The sequence below is a fragment of the Aurantimicrobium sp. MWH-Uga1 genome, from assembly GCF_003325955.1.
Lineage (GTDB): Bacteria > Actinomycetota > Actinomycetes > Actinomycetales > Microbacteriaceae > Aurantimicrobium.
On sequence record NZ_CP030929.1, the window covers coordinates 1,450,225 to 1,465,694 of the forward strand.

The 15,470-nt window shown below is 52.0% G+C and carries 13 protein-coding genes and 3 tRNA genes; 4 read left to right on the top strand and 12 right to left on the bottom strand.

Going from position 1 to position 15,470, the window contains the following annotated elements:
* The first annotated feature begins 73 nt into the window (after positions 1-73).
* Entirely contained in the window at positions 74-211 is a 138-nt protein-coding gene (locus AURUGA1_RS08080; RefSeq protein ID WP_162784092.1) for a hypothetical protein, read from the top strand.
* A 36-nt stretch (positions 212-247) separates the two neighbouring features.
* Here the strand turns inward: AURUGA1_RS08080 and AURUGA1_RS07160 are convergent.
* Positions 248-321: transfer RNA gene (locus tag AURUGA1_RS07160), tRNA-Met, on the bottom strand.
* A 52-nt stretch (positions 322-373) separates the two neighbouring features.
* Positions 374-445: transfer RNA gene (locus AURUGA1_RS07165), tRNA-Thr, on the bottom strand.
* A gap of 142 nt (positions 446-587) precedes the next feature.
* On the opposite strand from AURUGA1_RS07165, the gene AURUGA1_RS07170 reads away from it, so the two are divergent.
* Positions 588-2,231: a glycoside hydrolase family 13 protein gene (locus tag AURUGA1_RS07170; RefSeq protein ID WP_114129511.1), complete on the top strand. Its 1,644-nt coding sequence runs from the start codon at positions 588-590 to the stop codon at positions 2,229-2,231.
* 2 nt (positions 2,232-2,233) lie between these two features.
* Here AURUGA1_RS07170 and AURUGA1_RS07175 read toward each other — a convergent pair whose 3' ends face one another.
* From AURUGA1_RS07175 to AURUGA1_RS07200, 6 genes are all read right to left on the bottom strand, one after another.
* Entirely contained in the window at positions 2,234-3,691 is a 1,458-nt protein-coding gene (locus AURUGA1_RS07175) for a M23 family metallopeptidase (RefSeq protein ID WP_114129512.1), read from the bottom strand.
* Between the two features lie 119 nt (positions 3,692-3,810).
* A complete protein-coding gene (locus tag AURUGA1_RS07180) occupies positions 3,811-4,620 on the bottom strand; it encodes an inositol monophosphatase family protein (protein WP_114129513.1) in 810 nt (269 codons plus the stop codon).
* A gap of 21 nt (positions 4,621-4,641) precedes the next feature.
* Entirely contained in the window at positions 4,642-5,574 is a 933-nt protein-coding gene (locus AURUGA1_RS07185; RefSeq protein WP_114129514.1) for a BadF/BadG/BcrA/BcrD ATPase family protein, read from the bottom strand.
* Between the two features lie 15 nt (positions 5,575-5,589).
* Entirely contained in the window at positions 5,590-5,871 is a 282-nt protein-coding gene (locus tag AURUGA1_RS07190; protein ID WP_205214643.1) for a hypothetical protein, read from the bottom strand.
* Between the two features lie 253 nt (positions 5,872-6,124).
* Positions 6,125-8,344: an NADP-dependent isocitrate dehydrogenase gene (locus AURUGA1_RS07195; protein ID WP_114129756.1), complete on the bottom strand. Its 2,220-nt coding sequence runs from the start codon at positions 8,342-8,344 to the stop codon at positions 6,125-6,127.
* A gap of 154 nt (positions 8,345-8,498) precedes the next feature.
* Positions 8,499-10,601 (bottom strand): MMPL family transporter, encoded by a 2,103-nt coding sequence (locus tag AURUGA1_RS07200; RefSeq protein WP_114129516.1) that lies wholly within the window; start codon positions 10,599-10,601, stop codon positions 8,499-8,501.
* A gap of 95 nt (positions 10,602-10,696) precedes the next feature.
* Between AURUGA1_RS07200 and AURUGA1_RS07205 the strand changes: the two genes are divergently transcribed.
* Positions 10,697-11,158 (top strand): MarR family winged helix-turn-helix transcriptional regulator, encoded by a 462-nt coding sequence (locus AURUGA1_RS07205; RefSeq protein WP_114129517.1) that lies wholly within the window; start codon positions 10,697-10,699, stop codon positions 11,156-11,158.
* 41 nt (positions 11,159-11,199) lie between these two features.
* Here AURUGA1_RS07205 and AURUGA1_RS07210 read toward each other — a convergent pair.
* A tRNA-Tyr gene (locus AURUGA1_RS07210) sits at positions 11,200-11,281 on the bottom strand.
* A 76-nt stretch (positions 11,282-11,357) separates the two neighbouring features.
* Positions 11,358-12,167 carry a lytic transglycosylase domain-containing protein gene (locus tag AURUGA1_RS07215; RefSeq protein WP_114129518.1) on the bottom strand — a complete coding sequence of 270 codons (810 nt, stop codon included), beginning with the start codon at positions 12,165-12,167 and terminating at the stop codon, positions 11,358-11,360.
* A 65-nt stretch (positions 12,168-12,232) separates the two neighbouring features.
* On the opposite strand from AURUGA1_RS07215, the gene AURUGA1_RS07220 reads away from it, so the two are divergent.
* Entirely contained in the window at positions 12,233-12,721 is a 489-nt protein-coding gene (locus tag AURUGA1_RS07220; protein ID WP_114129519.1) for a YajQ family cyclic di-GMP-binding protein, read from the top strand.
* Positions 12,722-12,731: 10 nt separating this feature from the next.
* Here AURUGA1_RS07220 and AURUGA1_RS07225 read toward each other — a convergent pair whose 3' ends face one another.
* On the bottom strand, positions 12,732-14,297 hold the full coding sequence (locus tag AURUGA1_RS07225; RefSeq protein WP_114129520.1) for a carboxylesterase/lipase family protein: 1,566 nt from the start codon (positions 14,295-14,297) through the stop codon (positions 12,732-12,734).
* Between the two features lie 3 nt (positions 14,298-14,300).
* On the bottom strand, positions 14,301-15,329 hold the full coding sequence (locus tag AURUGA1_RS07230) for an alpha/beta hydrolase (RefSeq protein ID WP_114129521.1): 1,029 nt from the start codon (positions 15,327-15,329) through the stop codon (positions 14,301-14,303).
* Positions 15,330-15,470 lie beyond the last annotated feature (141 nt).

Consider the following 15,470-nt stretch of genomic DNA (forward strand, 5'->3'; position numbering starts at 1 on the left):
AGCTCTATCGGAGGGAGCAAGGAGAGAAATATGATTGTGCAACACGATCCGAATGCTCTCCGAAAGGAGCACCATGGTCAAGAACAATCGAACAAACGAAGAAGACCTTCGCGAAGCCGCCAAAGAAAATGCTCGCATTGCCAAACAAGAAATGGCTGAACAGCAGGTTCGCGAAGCTGAAGAAGAACAGCGCGAAGGCCAGAAGTACTGAAACAAAAAATCCCCACAGTGTGGGGATTTTCTTCTGTAGCTGGAGCGGGGCTCGATCCCGCGACCTCACGATTATGAGTCGTGCGCTCTAACCACCTGAGCTACCCAGCCACGAACACTCATCTTGTGGAACAGGAAACCTGCAGCAGTCGAAGAATGATCGGGCCCCGAGCGAGGATTGAACTCGCGACCCCTTCCTTACCATGGAAGTGCTCTACCACTGAGCTATCGGGGCGTATCCAGACCTTCAGGATTGCTCCCGAAAATTGGCACCGTTAGAGATTATCACCTCTGAGCATTTGCGAAAAACTCAGAAGCTCAAGGCATTACTCGCGAGGCAACTTCGCCGCTGGGCTCATATACCTAAACTTGCATTCATGGTTGAAAATCAGTGGTGGCGTTCCTCCGTTGTTTATCAGATTTACCCACGGTCCTTTGCCGATTCCAATGGCGATGGCATTGGTGATCTGCCCGGAATAACCGCGCGCCTCCCCAAGCTCAAAGAGCTGGGTGTTGATGCTATTTGGCTGTCACCATTTATGACGAGCCCGCAAAAAGATGCCGGTTACGACGTTGCCAACTATTGCGATGTTGACCCCCTGTTTGGCACACTCGCAGATTTCGATGCACTCGAGGCCCGAGCACACAGCCTCGGTCTCAAAGTGATTGTGGATCTTGTTCCCAACCACTGCTCTTCGGAACACCCCTGGTTTATTGAGGCACTTGCGGCTGGTGCAGGAAGCACAGAGCGGGCACGGTTTATGTTCAGGGAAGGAAAAGGAGAAAACGGGGAACTTCCCCCCAATAACTGGGAATCCGTTTTTGGCGGTCCTGCGTGGACTCGAACCACCAATCCTGATGGAACTCCTGGACAGTGGTACCTCCACCTCTTTGATTCCAGCCAACCCGACTTTGACTGGACTAACCCCTGGGTGCGCGAACGCTTCATTGAAATTCTGAAATTCTGGCTGGACCGTGGAGTAGACGGCTTCCGTGTTGATGTGGCGCACGGTCTTTCTAAAGCACCTGGGCTTCCTGATTTCCGTCGTGACGAGGAGTACTGGAACACTCCTCCCCAGGAACGTATCGACAACCCCTACTTTGGCCATGATGGCGTGCACGAAATCTACCGCGAGTGGAACAAGGTACTTGCGGAATATCCCGGCGAACGCATTTTGTGTGCCGAAGCTTTTGTTGAACCTTTGACCAAGATGGCCCTCTGGGTTCGTCCTGATGAAATGCAGCAAGCTTTCAATTTCCCCTTCCTCGTTACACGCTGGAATGGCGAGCAGATGCGGCAAGTAATCAAGGATTCGATTTCTGCTTTCGCCGCAGTGGGCGCTCCAAGCACGTGGGTGTTGTCTAACCATGACCAAGTTCGTCACGCCACACGATTGGCGTTGAATCCTGCTACCAGCACGGCTGACCGCATAACGGGTATTGGCCCCTTGACTGAGCCCAAGCCGGATCCGGCTTTAGGTCTTGCCCGGGCTCGCGCAGCATCAGTGATGATGCTTGCCTTGCCCGGAGTTGCCTATTTGTACCAGGGTGAAGAGCTGGGTCTTCCTGAAGCTGTCGATATTCCTGATGACAAACGGCAAGACCCCACCTTCTTCAGAACAGCTGGTGAATCGTATGGCCGTGATGGGTGTCGCGTTCCTCTTCCCTGGGAGGCAGAGGAAATAAACCTAGGTTTTGGTCCTGCTGGAGAACCATGGCTACCTCAGCCTGAGGTATACCGCGAGTATTCTCGCGACCTGGAAGAAGCTGACCCCCACTCAACTCTTGCTCTCTACAAATCCGCATTGACGAGCCGTAAACAGCATGATCTTGGCGAGGGAGAGCTGGAGTGGATTGAGGGAACTCCTGAAAACATTCTTGGCTTCCGTAACAAAGATGTCACAGTATTTACCAACTACAGCGAAGAGGATTTTGCTCTGCCTGCAGGAAAAATCATTCTCGATAGCGCAGACAGTAGCGACGGTATTCTGAGACCTGCTACTGCAGTGTGGATGGTGTAGATCTAACCTGCGTAGTTGCTCATGAACGGTCCTGGATCAATCTGGACATCATTCACGTGTACTTCAAAGTGAAGGTGCGAGCCCGTTGAATTTCCGGTGCTTCCTACCGCACCAATGACCTGACCAGCACCTACACCTTGGCCAACACCCACATCCAGACGGCTGAGGTGGCCATAGAGGGTATCGAACTGAACACCATTCACGTTGTGCGCAATAATGACACACACGCCCAAACTGTTGTTGGGTGAGGGCTGAGCAGCCTTAACAATTCCGTCGGCAACGGAATAGATGGGAGTTCCCGTATCACCCTCAAAGTCAATACCGGCGTGCAGAGATCCCCAACGGTAACCGTAACCAGAGGAGACTTTTCTATTTGCAAGTGGCCAGGTGATTGCTCCACCTGATGCAGGAGGAGTTACCGCGGTTTCTTCCCCACACAATCCTGAGTTGCCATAGAAATTCATCGGCGCTGCCTTTGCGGCCAATGTAACATCGACACCATCACGCGAGGCAGTAGCAGTCGAGGAATCTGAATCGACGTTAACTGACTGGCTAGCCAGTGACACCTGCTCATCCAAGAATGCCTGCATCTTGATTTTTGCTACATCAGATTGAGTGAGCAAAGCATTTGCCGGAATAGAGATGGAGAGTGCAAACGCAAAGCAGGCAACCAATGCAAGCACTGAAAAAACCCGCTGAGAAATCTGGCGTCGTCGGTCTGCTGCACTGCGATCACGTTGGCTGCGGTTGCTGAGGAATGCTGGGCGACGTGGGATTGCACGCTTCACCAATTTGTGTGGCCGAACACTTGCATCGTCAGAATCATTCTGAGCAGCTGCAGTCTGAGCAATAGTCATGGGGACAGCTGGTGCGGCAAGTGAAACAGGTTCAGAAGTTATTGGTGTTTCGACATCTTCAGGCACTGTTTCTTCAGTAACTTCGACGGAAACAACTGGCTCCGCGACCGGCACCACAAAGTTGCCGACAGGTTCAATCTCAGAGACCGTCTCTTCAACTGCCGTTTCAGTTGATTCACCAGAGTGTGGCTCAGACTCAGAAACTGTGCCAAGGACAGGTTCGGCTGCTGTGACGATTACAGGGGTGACGTCTTCGTTGTGTACAACAGCTTCGAGCGCAGAAGGAACTTCTTCTTGTTGCGGGACCGAAACAGGCTCAGAAAGACCCTGCTCGCGGAGTCGAAGTTCACGACGAGTCAGCGGTTGCCCATTCGTGTTTGTGACGAAAGGTTGTGCTTCGGGCAGAGCGGGGCTTGCGATGGGGGATTGAGATATCTCAGTAACTACAGAGTCTTGCGCTGGTGCAGACTGCTCGTTAGAGACAACTGGGCTGACGCCGTGCTTGCGCTCCCACTCACGCAGTTCTCGTCTGGTGAGTCCTGCAGGTGGGGTCAGCGCAGAGCCAGTTGCCGCGGCAACGTTCTCTTCGAATTCTCCGGCCATGCACTCTCATCCAATTTGTGGGCGCGAAAAAGCACCCTAGAAATGTAACGGAATGATTAAGGTTACCCGGCAACCCTGAGAAACTCCACCGAAAATTGGTCTAATTCTGGGTGAAAATGCTACTTGATCAGGAGTTTTTCAATTTCTGGAAACAGGTATTTGTTCGACGCTAGAAGCATAGATTCCCCCTCGGCAGCACCATAGAGCCCGCCGACTACAGCTCCTGCCTCACGTGCAATAAGGCTACCCGCCCCATGATCCCAGGGCTTTGTCCCACTTTCGAAGTACCCATCCAAACGTCCAGCTGCCACTGCACACAGATCGAGCGAAGCTGCACCTGCGCGACGAATATCTCTGACAGCAGGAAGTATGTGCGTCAATCGCTGTGCTTGAATAGCGCGCACTTCGGAGCTATACCCAAATCCAGTGGCCACAAGCGCATGGGCGAGATCAGTTTCCTCATTAACGTGGAGTTGCTGCTGCTTACCTCCTGTCAGAAGGAAGGCTCCCCCTCCTTTTGACGCAAAGTAAAGCTCATCAGCGGCAGGGTTGTTCACAACACCGACCGCTTGCTTCCAGCTAGCGGGGTCTGGATTTCCCTCCACCACAGCGATGCTCACCGCATACTGTGGAATTCCATAGAGATAGTTAACAGTGCCATCGATGGGGTCAACAATCCACGTCAGCCCTGAGGTTCCTGTGCTGTCACCTCCTTCTTCTCCATAGAAACCATCCTCGGGGCGAAGCTGTGCAAGACGTGCTTTGACGAACTCTTCGCACTCCCTATCTGCCAGCGTCACAACGTCAATAGAGGTTGACTTGGTTGCTGCAACGGTCACACCTTCCCTGCGCCGACGGGCGACCAATTCACCTGCTTCGGTAGCTACGGTGCGAGCAATATCGAGAAGTTCGGTGGGAGAAACAGCCATGCTCCAAGGGTACAAGTTGTTTCAGTGCCGAGAAGCCGAGTGAATGCTTGCGCGCAAAGGAGAAGTTTCTGGAAGCGCAGACAACAGTGCGACGCCGTCAATCGGCTCTGCCAAAGCAGTGACAAATTGTGCGTGAGGTATTGCCTTCACAACGGCTGACACAAAAGCATCCTTGAGCATCTCGGCTTTCATGACATTTCCAACCCAACTAAATCGAGGTGAATCTGAATCGAGAAGACCCACTCGCTCGGCAGCAGTCACAGCGGACAAAGCCAACTCCTGGCCAGCCCCGTTGACGATTCTGCGTGCTTCGTCATCGGCTTCTGCGAGCTCGATGACACGTTGAGCGAATGACGCGATCCAAGCGACGCGATCATTGCTGGTTTGCAACTCGATGTAAGCCTCTTCGGGATGCGAGAAGTTCTCGGTAAGTAAAGAGAGCAAACTACTAGAAGCAATTCGACCGTCGTAAACTCGCATGCCAGCTTCTAGTCCTGCTCGACCAATCCAATAAGCAGAACCGGCATCACCAATGAGATTTCCCCAACCGTCTATACGGACCATCTCTGTGTCGCCAACGCCGAGGGTGACCACCCCAGTTCCTACAGCAGTAACAACGCCATTCTGTGTTCCTAATGCACCTAGATACCCCGTGATTGAGTCGTGTGCGAGGGACACGTTTCGAACAATGGCAGGTAATAAGTTGAGTAAATCTGCTGGCTTGCTCTGCGCTGCGGTTAACCCAGTCATCCCAATCGAGAGCGAAACGGGTTTGTTCACTCCCTCTACAGCGGTGGTGATGTACTCGGCTAGTTGAGGAAATAGTGCCCGGTCGGTCTTGACCCCAGGAAATTGCTTCAAGGAACGGATATCCCCATCGATGAGGAGAGTGCGAACACCAGTCTGTCCGGCATCAAGCGCAAGAGTGATGTGCGTTGAGGGTATTGAATTCACGACGAACCAATCAGATTAGAACCTGCGACGAATAATGCAGACCAGATAGTTCAGGCCAAAAAGAAAACCTACCGCTGCATAGAGATAAGTAAACCAACTCATTTGAGCTGGAATAAGGATTGTCAGCACACCCAACCCTGTTGCCGTTATGGCCATGACTGTAGCAGCTGCAATCAATCTTGCTTCAGACGAAGAATGTGAGTTTAGCCACATATTTCCTGCCAATGCGACGAGTGTGATTCCAATCATTCGCATCGACCAGACCAACTCTGTTGAGGCACCATCTAGGTGCAACATAAATAGAAAGAAGCTTGGCGCCACTAGTAAGAGGAGCGCACTTAGCCCAAAGACGACCGAGCCTAGTTTGAGCGTCGTACTAATCCCGAACATAGGTACAGGCTACTGGTTGAAGAATGCCCAAAGAGCAATTAGTGCGACCGAAAATTAGACCTCCCCCGTCCGCACTTGCTTGTTGCTAACCGTTACAAGTTGAAGTAAGAAAACGGTTCAGCCTCTGATTTCTCAGAGGCTGAACAAAATGAATAAGGATCTAGTTGATCGAATCGATGACGTTGTTCAATGTTTCAGACGGACGCATCACCTGGTCAACCAGCTCAGTCTTGGGGCGGTAGTAGCCACCAATATTGACGGGCTTACCCTGAACAGCAATGAGTTCGCCAACAATCTGCTCTTCGTGTGCAGCGAGTGCTTCAGCTACGGGAGCGAAGGTGGCAGCCAAAGCTGCATCCTGTGACTGCTTGGCCAATTCCTGAGCCCAGTAGAGTCCGAGGTAGTAATGGCTTCCACGGTTATCGATGGTGCCCACCTTGCGTCCAGGTGAACGGTCTTCTTCAAGGAAGGTTCCGGTTGCGCGGTCGAGCGTGTCAGCAAGTACCTTGGCCTGAGTATTTCCGGTGGTGTCAGCTAAGTGCTCAAGTGATGCCGCGAGCGCAAAGAATTCACCCAGGGAGTCCCAACGAAGGAAGTCTTCTTCGAGCAGCTGCTGAACGTGCTTGGGGGCAGAACCACCAGCACCTGTTTCGAACAGTCCACCACCGGCAAGCAGAGGAACAATCGACAACATCTTGGCGCTTGTTCCCACTTCAAGAATGGGGAAGAGATCGGTGAGGTAGTCGCGCAGAACGTTACCGGTTACCGAGATGGTGTCTTCGCCCTTGCGAATGCGAGCAAGTGAATACTTGGTCGCATCCGCTGGAGCCATAATCTCGATGGTCAAACCAGTGGTGTCGTGATCGGCGAGGTAGGTCGTGACCTTCTTGATGATCTGAGCGTCATGTGCACGTTTCTCATCCAGCCAGAACACGGCGGGTACACCTGTTGCACGAGCTCGGCTGACAGCTAGCTTGACCCAGTCACGAACGGGAATGTCTTTGGTCTGGGTTGCGCGCCAAATGTCTCCCTTGGCAACGTCGTGAGAGATGAGTACCTCTCCTGCGGAGTTGATGATCTCGACACGTCCTGGTGCAGCAATCTCGAAAGTCTTGTCGTGGCTTCCATACTCTTCAGCTGCCTGAGCCATCAATCCCACGTTGGGAACGGTACCGATAGTGGCAGGGTCGAGTGGGCCGTTGGCAATGACGTCTTCAATCGTCGCCTGGTACACCCCAGCGTAGGAGGAGTCAGGAATGACGGCAATGGTGTCGTCTTCTCCACCATCAACACCCCACAACTTTCCACCATTACGCACCAATGCCGGCATAGATGCGTCCACGATGACATCGGAAGGAACATGAAGGTTAGTGATTCCCTTATCGCTGTTGGTATAGCTCAGGCGTGGACCTGCAGCAATGGCTGCCGCGAACTCTGCAGCAATTGCGTCGCCGCCTGCAACATCATTGAGTCCAGCCAGGATTGCGCCAAGACCGTCATTAGCAGTCAAACCTGCAGCCTCAAGCTGTGCTCCATGCTTGTCAAAAACACCAGAGAAGAATGCTTTCACGACGTGGCAAAACAAGATGGGGTCGGACACCTTCATCATGGTTGCCTTGAGGTGCACGGAATACAGAACGTTGTCTTTCTTGGCTTGTTCAAGAGTTTCAGCCAGAAATTCATCAAGTGCTGCCACGGACATAAATGTGGCGTCAACGATTTCACCCTCAAGAACTTTAAGACCCGACTTCAAGACTGTCTCGGTGCCGTCAGTTGCGATGTGACGAATGGTAAGTGTGTCCGCTGCTGGCAGCACGACTGACTTTTCGTTCGAGAAGAAGTCATCGTGACCCATGGTTGCCACACGTGTTTTTGATCCTGCCGCGAAAGGCTTGTTCACATGAGGGTGCTTGCGGGCGTATGCCTTCACTGACATGGGCGCACGGCGGTCGCTGTTACCTTCACGAAGGACAGGGTTTACAGCACTTCCTTTGATGCGGTCGTAGCGTGCACGTGCATCTTTTTCCGCGTCCGTGCTGGGCTCGTCTGGATAGTCAGGAACATCACATCCTGCTGCCTGAAGCTCAGCGATAGCTGCCTTAAGTTGAGGAATGGAAGCAGAGATGTTGGGAAGCTTGATGATGTTGGCTTCTGGAGTCTTTGCCAATTCACCTAGTTCTTTCAGTGCGTCTGCAACTTGTTGATCTGCGCTGAGTCGCTCAGGGAATGCAGAGAGAATGCGTCCGGCAAGTGAGATATCGCGGGTCTCGATGGATACTCCCGCAGCTTTGGCATATGCCTGAACGATGGGAAGGAACGATGCAGTCGCCAGCGCGGGTGCTTCGTCAGTGTAGGTGTAGACAATGGTCGATTCGTTCACGTACATGCCATTCTTCGTTGGTGTTGGGGCTCAACAATCTCTATTCCAAGTCTACCTAAAAGTATCTTGATATCGAGCTATTTTTCTGTGGGCCCCTTTCAAGGCAAAGAGGAAAGCGCCAGGACAAAAGTCCTGGCGCTTTCTGTTGGTTGAGTTAGCCAAATTTGGGAGCCGTGAGTTTCTTACGTGGCCACCAGAACTTGTCCCCTGTCATAAACGCCAGTGCTGGAACAATCACTGTTCGAACAAGGAGGGTGTCCAACAGAACACCAATACCGACGATGATGCCGATCTGGTAGAGAGCAATCAGAGGCAAGACACCCAGAACGGCGAAAACCGCTGCGAGCAAAATACCCGCGCTGGTAATCACACCACCGGTTGTTGCTAGGGCACGAATCATGCCCTCCTTTGTACCAAAGTGCACCGCTTCTTCTTGGGCTCTAGCAACAAGGAAGATGTTGTAATCAACACCCAAAGCAACCAAGAACAAGAAGGAGAAGAGGAACACGCTCAGATCAAGAGCGGGGATTCCCAACACGTTGGTGAACAACAGCCATGCTGCTCCCTGCGCTGCGAAGAAGGATGCCACAACTGTCAGCAGCAACAGGATTGGCGCTACTAAAGCCCTCAATAAGAAGACTAGAACGCCGAATACCAGCAGCAGGATGAGTGGAATCACAATCATCTGGTCGTGGGAATAAGCAGTGCGAACATCGAGTTGTTCAGCATCGAGTCCACCCACGAGTGCATCCGCGCCATCAACGGTTGCCAACTCAGTGCGCAGGTCCTTGATGGACTGATAGGCCTCTTCAGAGCCTGGTTCGCCATCCAAAATGACATCGATGCGGGCTACGGAATCGTTCTGTGAGACTTCAGTTGCCGAAGCAACTCCGCTCACAGTTTCTGCGGCTGCAATTGCTTGGTCAGCGCTGTCTTTGTTCACAATGACGATCGTGGGGGTTGTTGCCCCGGCAGGGAATGCTTCGGCAAGAACTTCCTGACCATAAACCGCCTCAGGCTTAACTCGGAACTGCTCGGTGCTGGAAAGACCGACCTTAATTCCGGTTGCCCCCAGTGCGAGGGCAAAAAGGATTCCAAATCCAACGATGGAGATGATCACTGGACGCTTAGCAACACCACGTCCGAGCTTGCCCCACACTCCGTTAAGTGATTTGTTTTCTGCGCCAAGTTTAGGAATGAACGGCCAGAAGAGTCCGCGACCGAACACAACCAGCGATGCTGGGAGGAACACTAGTGCGGCGATCATCGCAATCACGATACCTGTGGCACAGACAAGACCGAGTGCACGGTTTCCGCCAAGCTCTGCGAGGGTGAGGGTCAGTAGAGCCAAGGTCACGGTTGAACCCGAGGCGATAATTGCGGGGCCTGCACCGCGCAACGCAGCAGCCATCGCAACGTGGCGATCTTCGTTGCGGAGAAGTTCTTCACGGTATCTGGCAATCAGAAGCAACGCATAGTTCGTTCCCGCACCAAACACAAGCACCGACAAGATACCTGTGACGGAACCATCAGGAACAATTCCAAAAGCGGTTGCAACATTGCGACCAACCTGGCCGGCAACACCGTCAGCAGTTCCCACAACCAAAAGCGGGACAATCCACAGAACTGGTGAGCGATACGTCACAATCAGCAGGACCGCGACAACAATCACGGTGAAGAGCAACAAGGTGAAGTCTGCGCCAGCGAATACACCGACGAGGTCTGCCTGGAATCCTTCAGGACCAGTGACATAGGTGGTGATTCCGCTGGGTAATCCCTCCTGGGCTGTGGCGCGAATTTCTTTGATGCGCTCCGCAACAACCTCAGTCTCATCGCTCTTTTCCAAAGGGATGGTTACAACTGCGGTCGTGTTGTCCTCGGAAACAACGGCTGGAGGAACGAAAGGCTCGCCGTTAACTTCTGCGTTAGTAAATTCTGTGAAGTTTTCGTTCACACCACCGGTGGGTAGTTGAACGATGGGGTTGAAGCTCCCCTGCAACCACTCAAGTTGAGAATCGCTAAATGTGCCGTCTGATTTGTAGACAACAACAGCAGCTGTCGAATCAGCCCCAGGCAAATCTTTCAGGGCTTCGTTGACCAAAGCTGTTTCACTATCGGAGGGAAGACCATTGGTGGGGTTTGTTTCAGTCGTCGCCGCACGGAATGGACCTAGCGCTAATGCAGCCAGGATGAATCCAACAACGATGGTGGCCCAGGCAGTTTTCCTACCCGTGATGAATGAGATGAGACGATTCATGAATTTCCTTGAGTTGTGTCAACTTTCGAATTACTTGACATAAATTATCAACTTAATTCGACAGTCGAACTATTCGATAGCTAAAATATATAACAATGAGTGAACAAAGCCAAACAGAACCAGCCATGTACGGCCACCGCGCCACAAGGCTGCTTCGCTCTGTCATTCAAGAGAGCGAAGAATACTCAAAAACAGTTGGCCAACATCTGATGGTCAATCAGACCGATCTCCAAGCTATGACACATCTGATTGAACATGGGCCGATGTCTGCAGGAGATCTTGCTAAGTCTGTCGGGCTGAGCCCCGCTGCGGGGACCACCATGATTGACAGACTTGTGGATGTTGGTCACGTTTCCCGTCAATCACATCCGACAGACCGAAGAGCTGTTGTGGTCGTTCCCAACCCGCAATCGGTTGCAACCGCCTGGCAAAGAATCATGCCTTTGATTAGCGCCAGCGAATCTATCCTTGACGACATGAACGAAGAGGAGCGAGCTGCAGTGGAAAAGTATCTTGCCCTGATGCTGACGGCGTATAAAGCAGAAGCTGAAAAGTAGGTAAAGAAAAAGCCTCCCGATGAGGGAGGCTTTTTTGATTGTGGCAAGTGAGGGATTCGAACCCCCGAAGGCTGAGCCGTCTGATTTACAGTCAGATCCCTTTGGCCGCTAGGGTAACTTGCCGTTGCGAACTTCTTGATTACTCAAGAGCGCTTCTCAACAATACCGGGGTGATGCGATTGATGAAAATCGGAAAGAACTACTTTGATTTTTCTGCGTACTCTTTGGCTTTGTTAGAAACGTCTTTAGCGTAATTATTTGAGGCGTTGTAACCTCGAAGTGCCTTGCGCCAGCCTTCTGGTGTGGAGAGATCTCCCCCACTAAAACACAGGTATCTTCCCGCGGCGAACGCAGAGTCATCAATGTTTTGGCCGTCTTCAATTCCGTCACCATTTCCATCACTGTGCCAGGCAGCCCAGGTTGGTGGAATGAATTGCATGGGGCCGACAGCGCGGTCAAATTCTGCGGTGCCATCAAAATTGCCGTCGTCAAAATCGGGAAGGGCTTTGGTGTTGTTTTTGCCATCAAGTGGAATGCCATAAATGGGCTCACTCATGTTTCCGTCACTCTTGACCTTGCCGCCAAAAATCGTCCCATGGCGCGATTCCACCCAACCAATTCCAGCAAGAGTATTCCAGGAAAGCTTGCACTCCGGCTTGTAGGCATTCAGTTGCAAAGCAACACCCGCATACGCAGTGAGCACCCGCTTGGGAATTCCAGTTTTTTCTGACGTGGTTTTCACCCAGGCAGGATCTGCCAACCCCGCAACAGGGGAGTTAGCCAAGTCATAGTTTGTGACCCCCTCCTTCACAGGAGGGAGCGCTGCAGCCCCCGGAAGGAGTGAAACAGCAAACTCGTCAACTGTAGGAGTGGGAGTGGGAGTTGCTGTTGGTGTGTTCTCAGCAACGGACGATTGGCCTCCTACACACGAAGTGAACCACCAGATTCCCAGCACAAACACCGCAAACACCGTAAGTGTGCGGTTACGTCTAACGCGTCGAGAAGCCATGTCCTTCCATTCTGAGGGGCACAGCTGACAATCTGCCGAAGGCTGGGCTTAGATAACATGGACTCATGGCAGATTCATCTTTTGACGTAGTAAGCAAGGTCGACAAAATGGAGACCGATAACGCACTCAACCAGGCAGTTAAAGAGGTTGAACAGCGCTATGACTTCAAGAACGTAGGCGCTTCCATTGAATGGAGCGGCGAAAAGATTCTCATGAAGGCAAACTCAGAAGAACGAGTCAAAGCCATCCTTGACGTTTTTGAGCAAAAGCTCATCAAGCGTGGAATCTCGCTACGTAGTCTTGACGCAGGTGACCCCTTCCCCTCGGGTAAGGAATTCCGCATCGAAGCCAAAATGAAAGAGGGCATCGATCAGGAAAACGCAAAGAAAGTCACCAAGCTCATTCGTGACGAGGGCCCCAAGTCTGTCAAAGCACAGATTCAGGGCGATGAAGTGCGTGTTTCTTCAAAGAGCCGCGATGACCTGCAGGCAACCATGGCGCTGCTGAAGAACGCAGACCTTCCTGTTGCTCTGCAGTTTGTGAACTTCCGCTAAATCTCAAGGCTTATTTGAAGCCGAGTATTTGCTCACCCCACGCCTTGCGAATATCCCCATCGGGATCGTTTTCGATGGAATCGGTTCCGTTGATAATGAGTGTGGCGCGTGTGGTTTCGTCATAGCGCGGCCAGGTGAGGTCTTGCCCAGTTTCAGAATCCACAGTTTGGGGATTTGAAGTTCTGGCAAAACTGGTCCACCGTGCCTGAATTCGCTGGGAAATAACCCACGCTTCTTTCAGCCCACCCAACCTAAACTGCAGTGCCTTCTTATTCATCTTCTGTGGCAGGGTTCCAAAGACATAGGGCAGCTCAGTAGCGTGACTTGCCCCAATACCCAGCAGTTTCATTAGTGGTGGCGCTTGATCAAAGCGATACATCCACGTCGGCGCCACCTGTGAGTGGGCTTCAGCGACCCAGACCGAAGGCATGCGGAATCCCGCATCGCGGGAGATTTCCATCGCGCCTTTTTGTTTAGGGAAATCAGGATAAGCATCCAGTATCCGTTCTTCATCAAAGTTCTTGTCTGGATGGTCCTTGGACATCAGGTCGAACATTTCTTGGATGCTGGATTCACTTATGGGCATCAGGGGTGATTTCATCATTTTGAACAAAGCTGCTTCGTCTTTATTCGTTCCGATAACCAAAGGAATCTTATGTTGCTGTCCGTTACGGAATGTTTGCACTGGGTAGTAAGGCACAAAAGTTCCGTCCACAATGGGTGCAAAAGCAACTGTTCCCGGCCAGGTCAACGATACGTGGTCAAGTAATGTGGTTGTGAAGGATGCCAACGTCTTGGCATCGGTTTCACGCAAGTAGTGTGGGGCGTCTTCTGTGCTCACACCCATCAACTCGAGATAAGCATGTGCAACAAGCGCAGCTCGTTCTGGTTTATAGACACTGGTTGCTGGTGAGCTTTCCGCTATCGCTTTGTGGAAGAGCCCTTTCGCCTCGGGCATCGTCATCAACGTGGTGACACAACCACCACCAGCCGATTCGCCAAAGAGGGTGACGTCATCAGGGTCTCCACCAAAAGCAGCGATGTTGTTTTTCACCCACTGCAACGCAAGAACAAGGTCAGTCAACCCCATATTGCTTTCAAAGCTGGGGTCGATGGAACTGAAATCTAACCATCCGAGAGCACCAAGTCGATAGTTCACGGTGACGATGATGACGTCACCGTTTTCTGCCAAAGAGTGACCGTTATAGACGGCTTGTGAGGAGAAACCGATGAAATATGCGCCGCCGTGAATCCAGACCATGACGGACTTTGGTTTATCTCCAGGCTTGGTGATGGGTGCCCAAATATTGAGGTTGAGGCAGTCCTCATCAATCTCAACACCGGCAGGAATCGGGATGAGCTTCGTGGGCTCTTGGGGCGCAATATTCCCAAACTCAAGGGCGTCCCTCGTTCCCTGCCAGGGCTCAACTGGCACAGACCTGCGATAGCGCAGGTCTCCTATGGGTGCTTTGCCATAGGGGACACCCAACCAGCGATGAGTGTTTCCATCTTGCGTGCCGCGCACCACTCCTGCAGTGGTCTGAACTAAGAGTGAGGGATCTGAAAATGCGTCCATGTTCTAAAGGTAGGCCTTCAACCAGCGAGTAAGTTCATCAAATGCTTTCTGCCTAACCGGACGTGCAGACAAAATGACATCGTGCATCGCATTCTCAATGCGGGAAAGGGTGATCAGTTTGCCCAGCTGGTGAACGCGGGCAGCAACAATATTTACATCGATAGCCACGTCCGCTTTCTTCATTTCCGGGCTCCACCTGGGTACGAGCAAACTCCGGGTTGAAAGCCAGGTGAAAACCGGGACATCAATATTCAGTCCTGCTGCAACTTTGGCGTGACCTGTCAGGATGGCGTTCAACCATGCAGGACGAACGGGGAAGCCATGCTCTGGTCTCCACTCAGGATTGAATTCCCATTCACCATCTTTGTGGATATCAATGGTGCGAGAGTAAAAACCGAAATCAATGCTGGGCATAGGGGCTTTGGGGTTTAATTTGGTTCCCGCTCTGAGCACTGGTGTGACAAGTGCACGTGCAGCTGCAGTGAGCTGGTATTCCAGCCAGGGGCTGTTCAACACCACGGCATCGGCTCGACCTGGGTTCCGATCTGCCCACAAACTGACCACAAGCCCTCCGGTGGAGTGCCCCATCAACACAAGTTTCCTACCTGAAGCTGCGCGCGAATCAGAGTGTGACTTTTCGGTGCCGTGCCCCATGACTTCGAGCGCATATTCGATTTCTTCGTCATAGTCCGAGAGGTCTTGGATAAATCCTTCGGATTGGCCAGGCCGAAGGCTGCGCCCATATTTGCGTAAATCAAGCGCATAAAACTGTGCACCCTGCGAGCGCCAGTACTCAGCCAAATTCTTTTGGAAAAAATAGTCAGACCAACCATGGATGTAGAGCACATCAGTGTTGGTAGCAACCTGGTCTGATTTCCCCGTCATTCTGGAGAAGAAGGTAGAGGCCTTAGGTGGCAACGCCTTGACCAAAGTGGCAACTACCTCTCCCTCAGCATCTGGTTTGAGTTTGAGGGTTGCTTGGAGATACCCAATGCCTAATACGTCGGGTTCCCAGGTGACTGACTTATCCACATTTCCATTGTGTACCCGAAATATGTTGTGTGACTGTGAATTCACGGATTAGCATCATATAGTGAGGAAATCCTCAGTAAATCAGGCTACGAACTATCAATTTCGCCAGTAAATTCTCAAATTTGCTACTTATTTCGTATC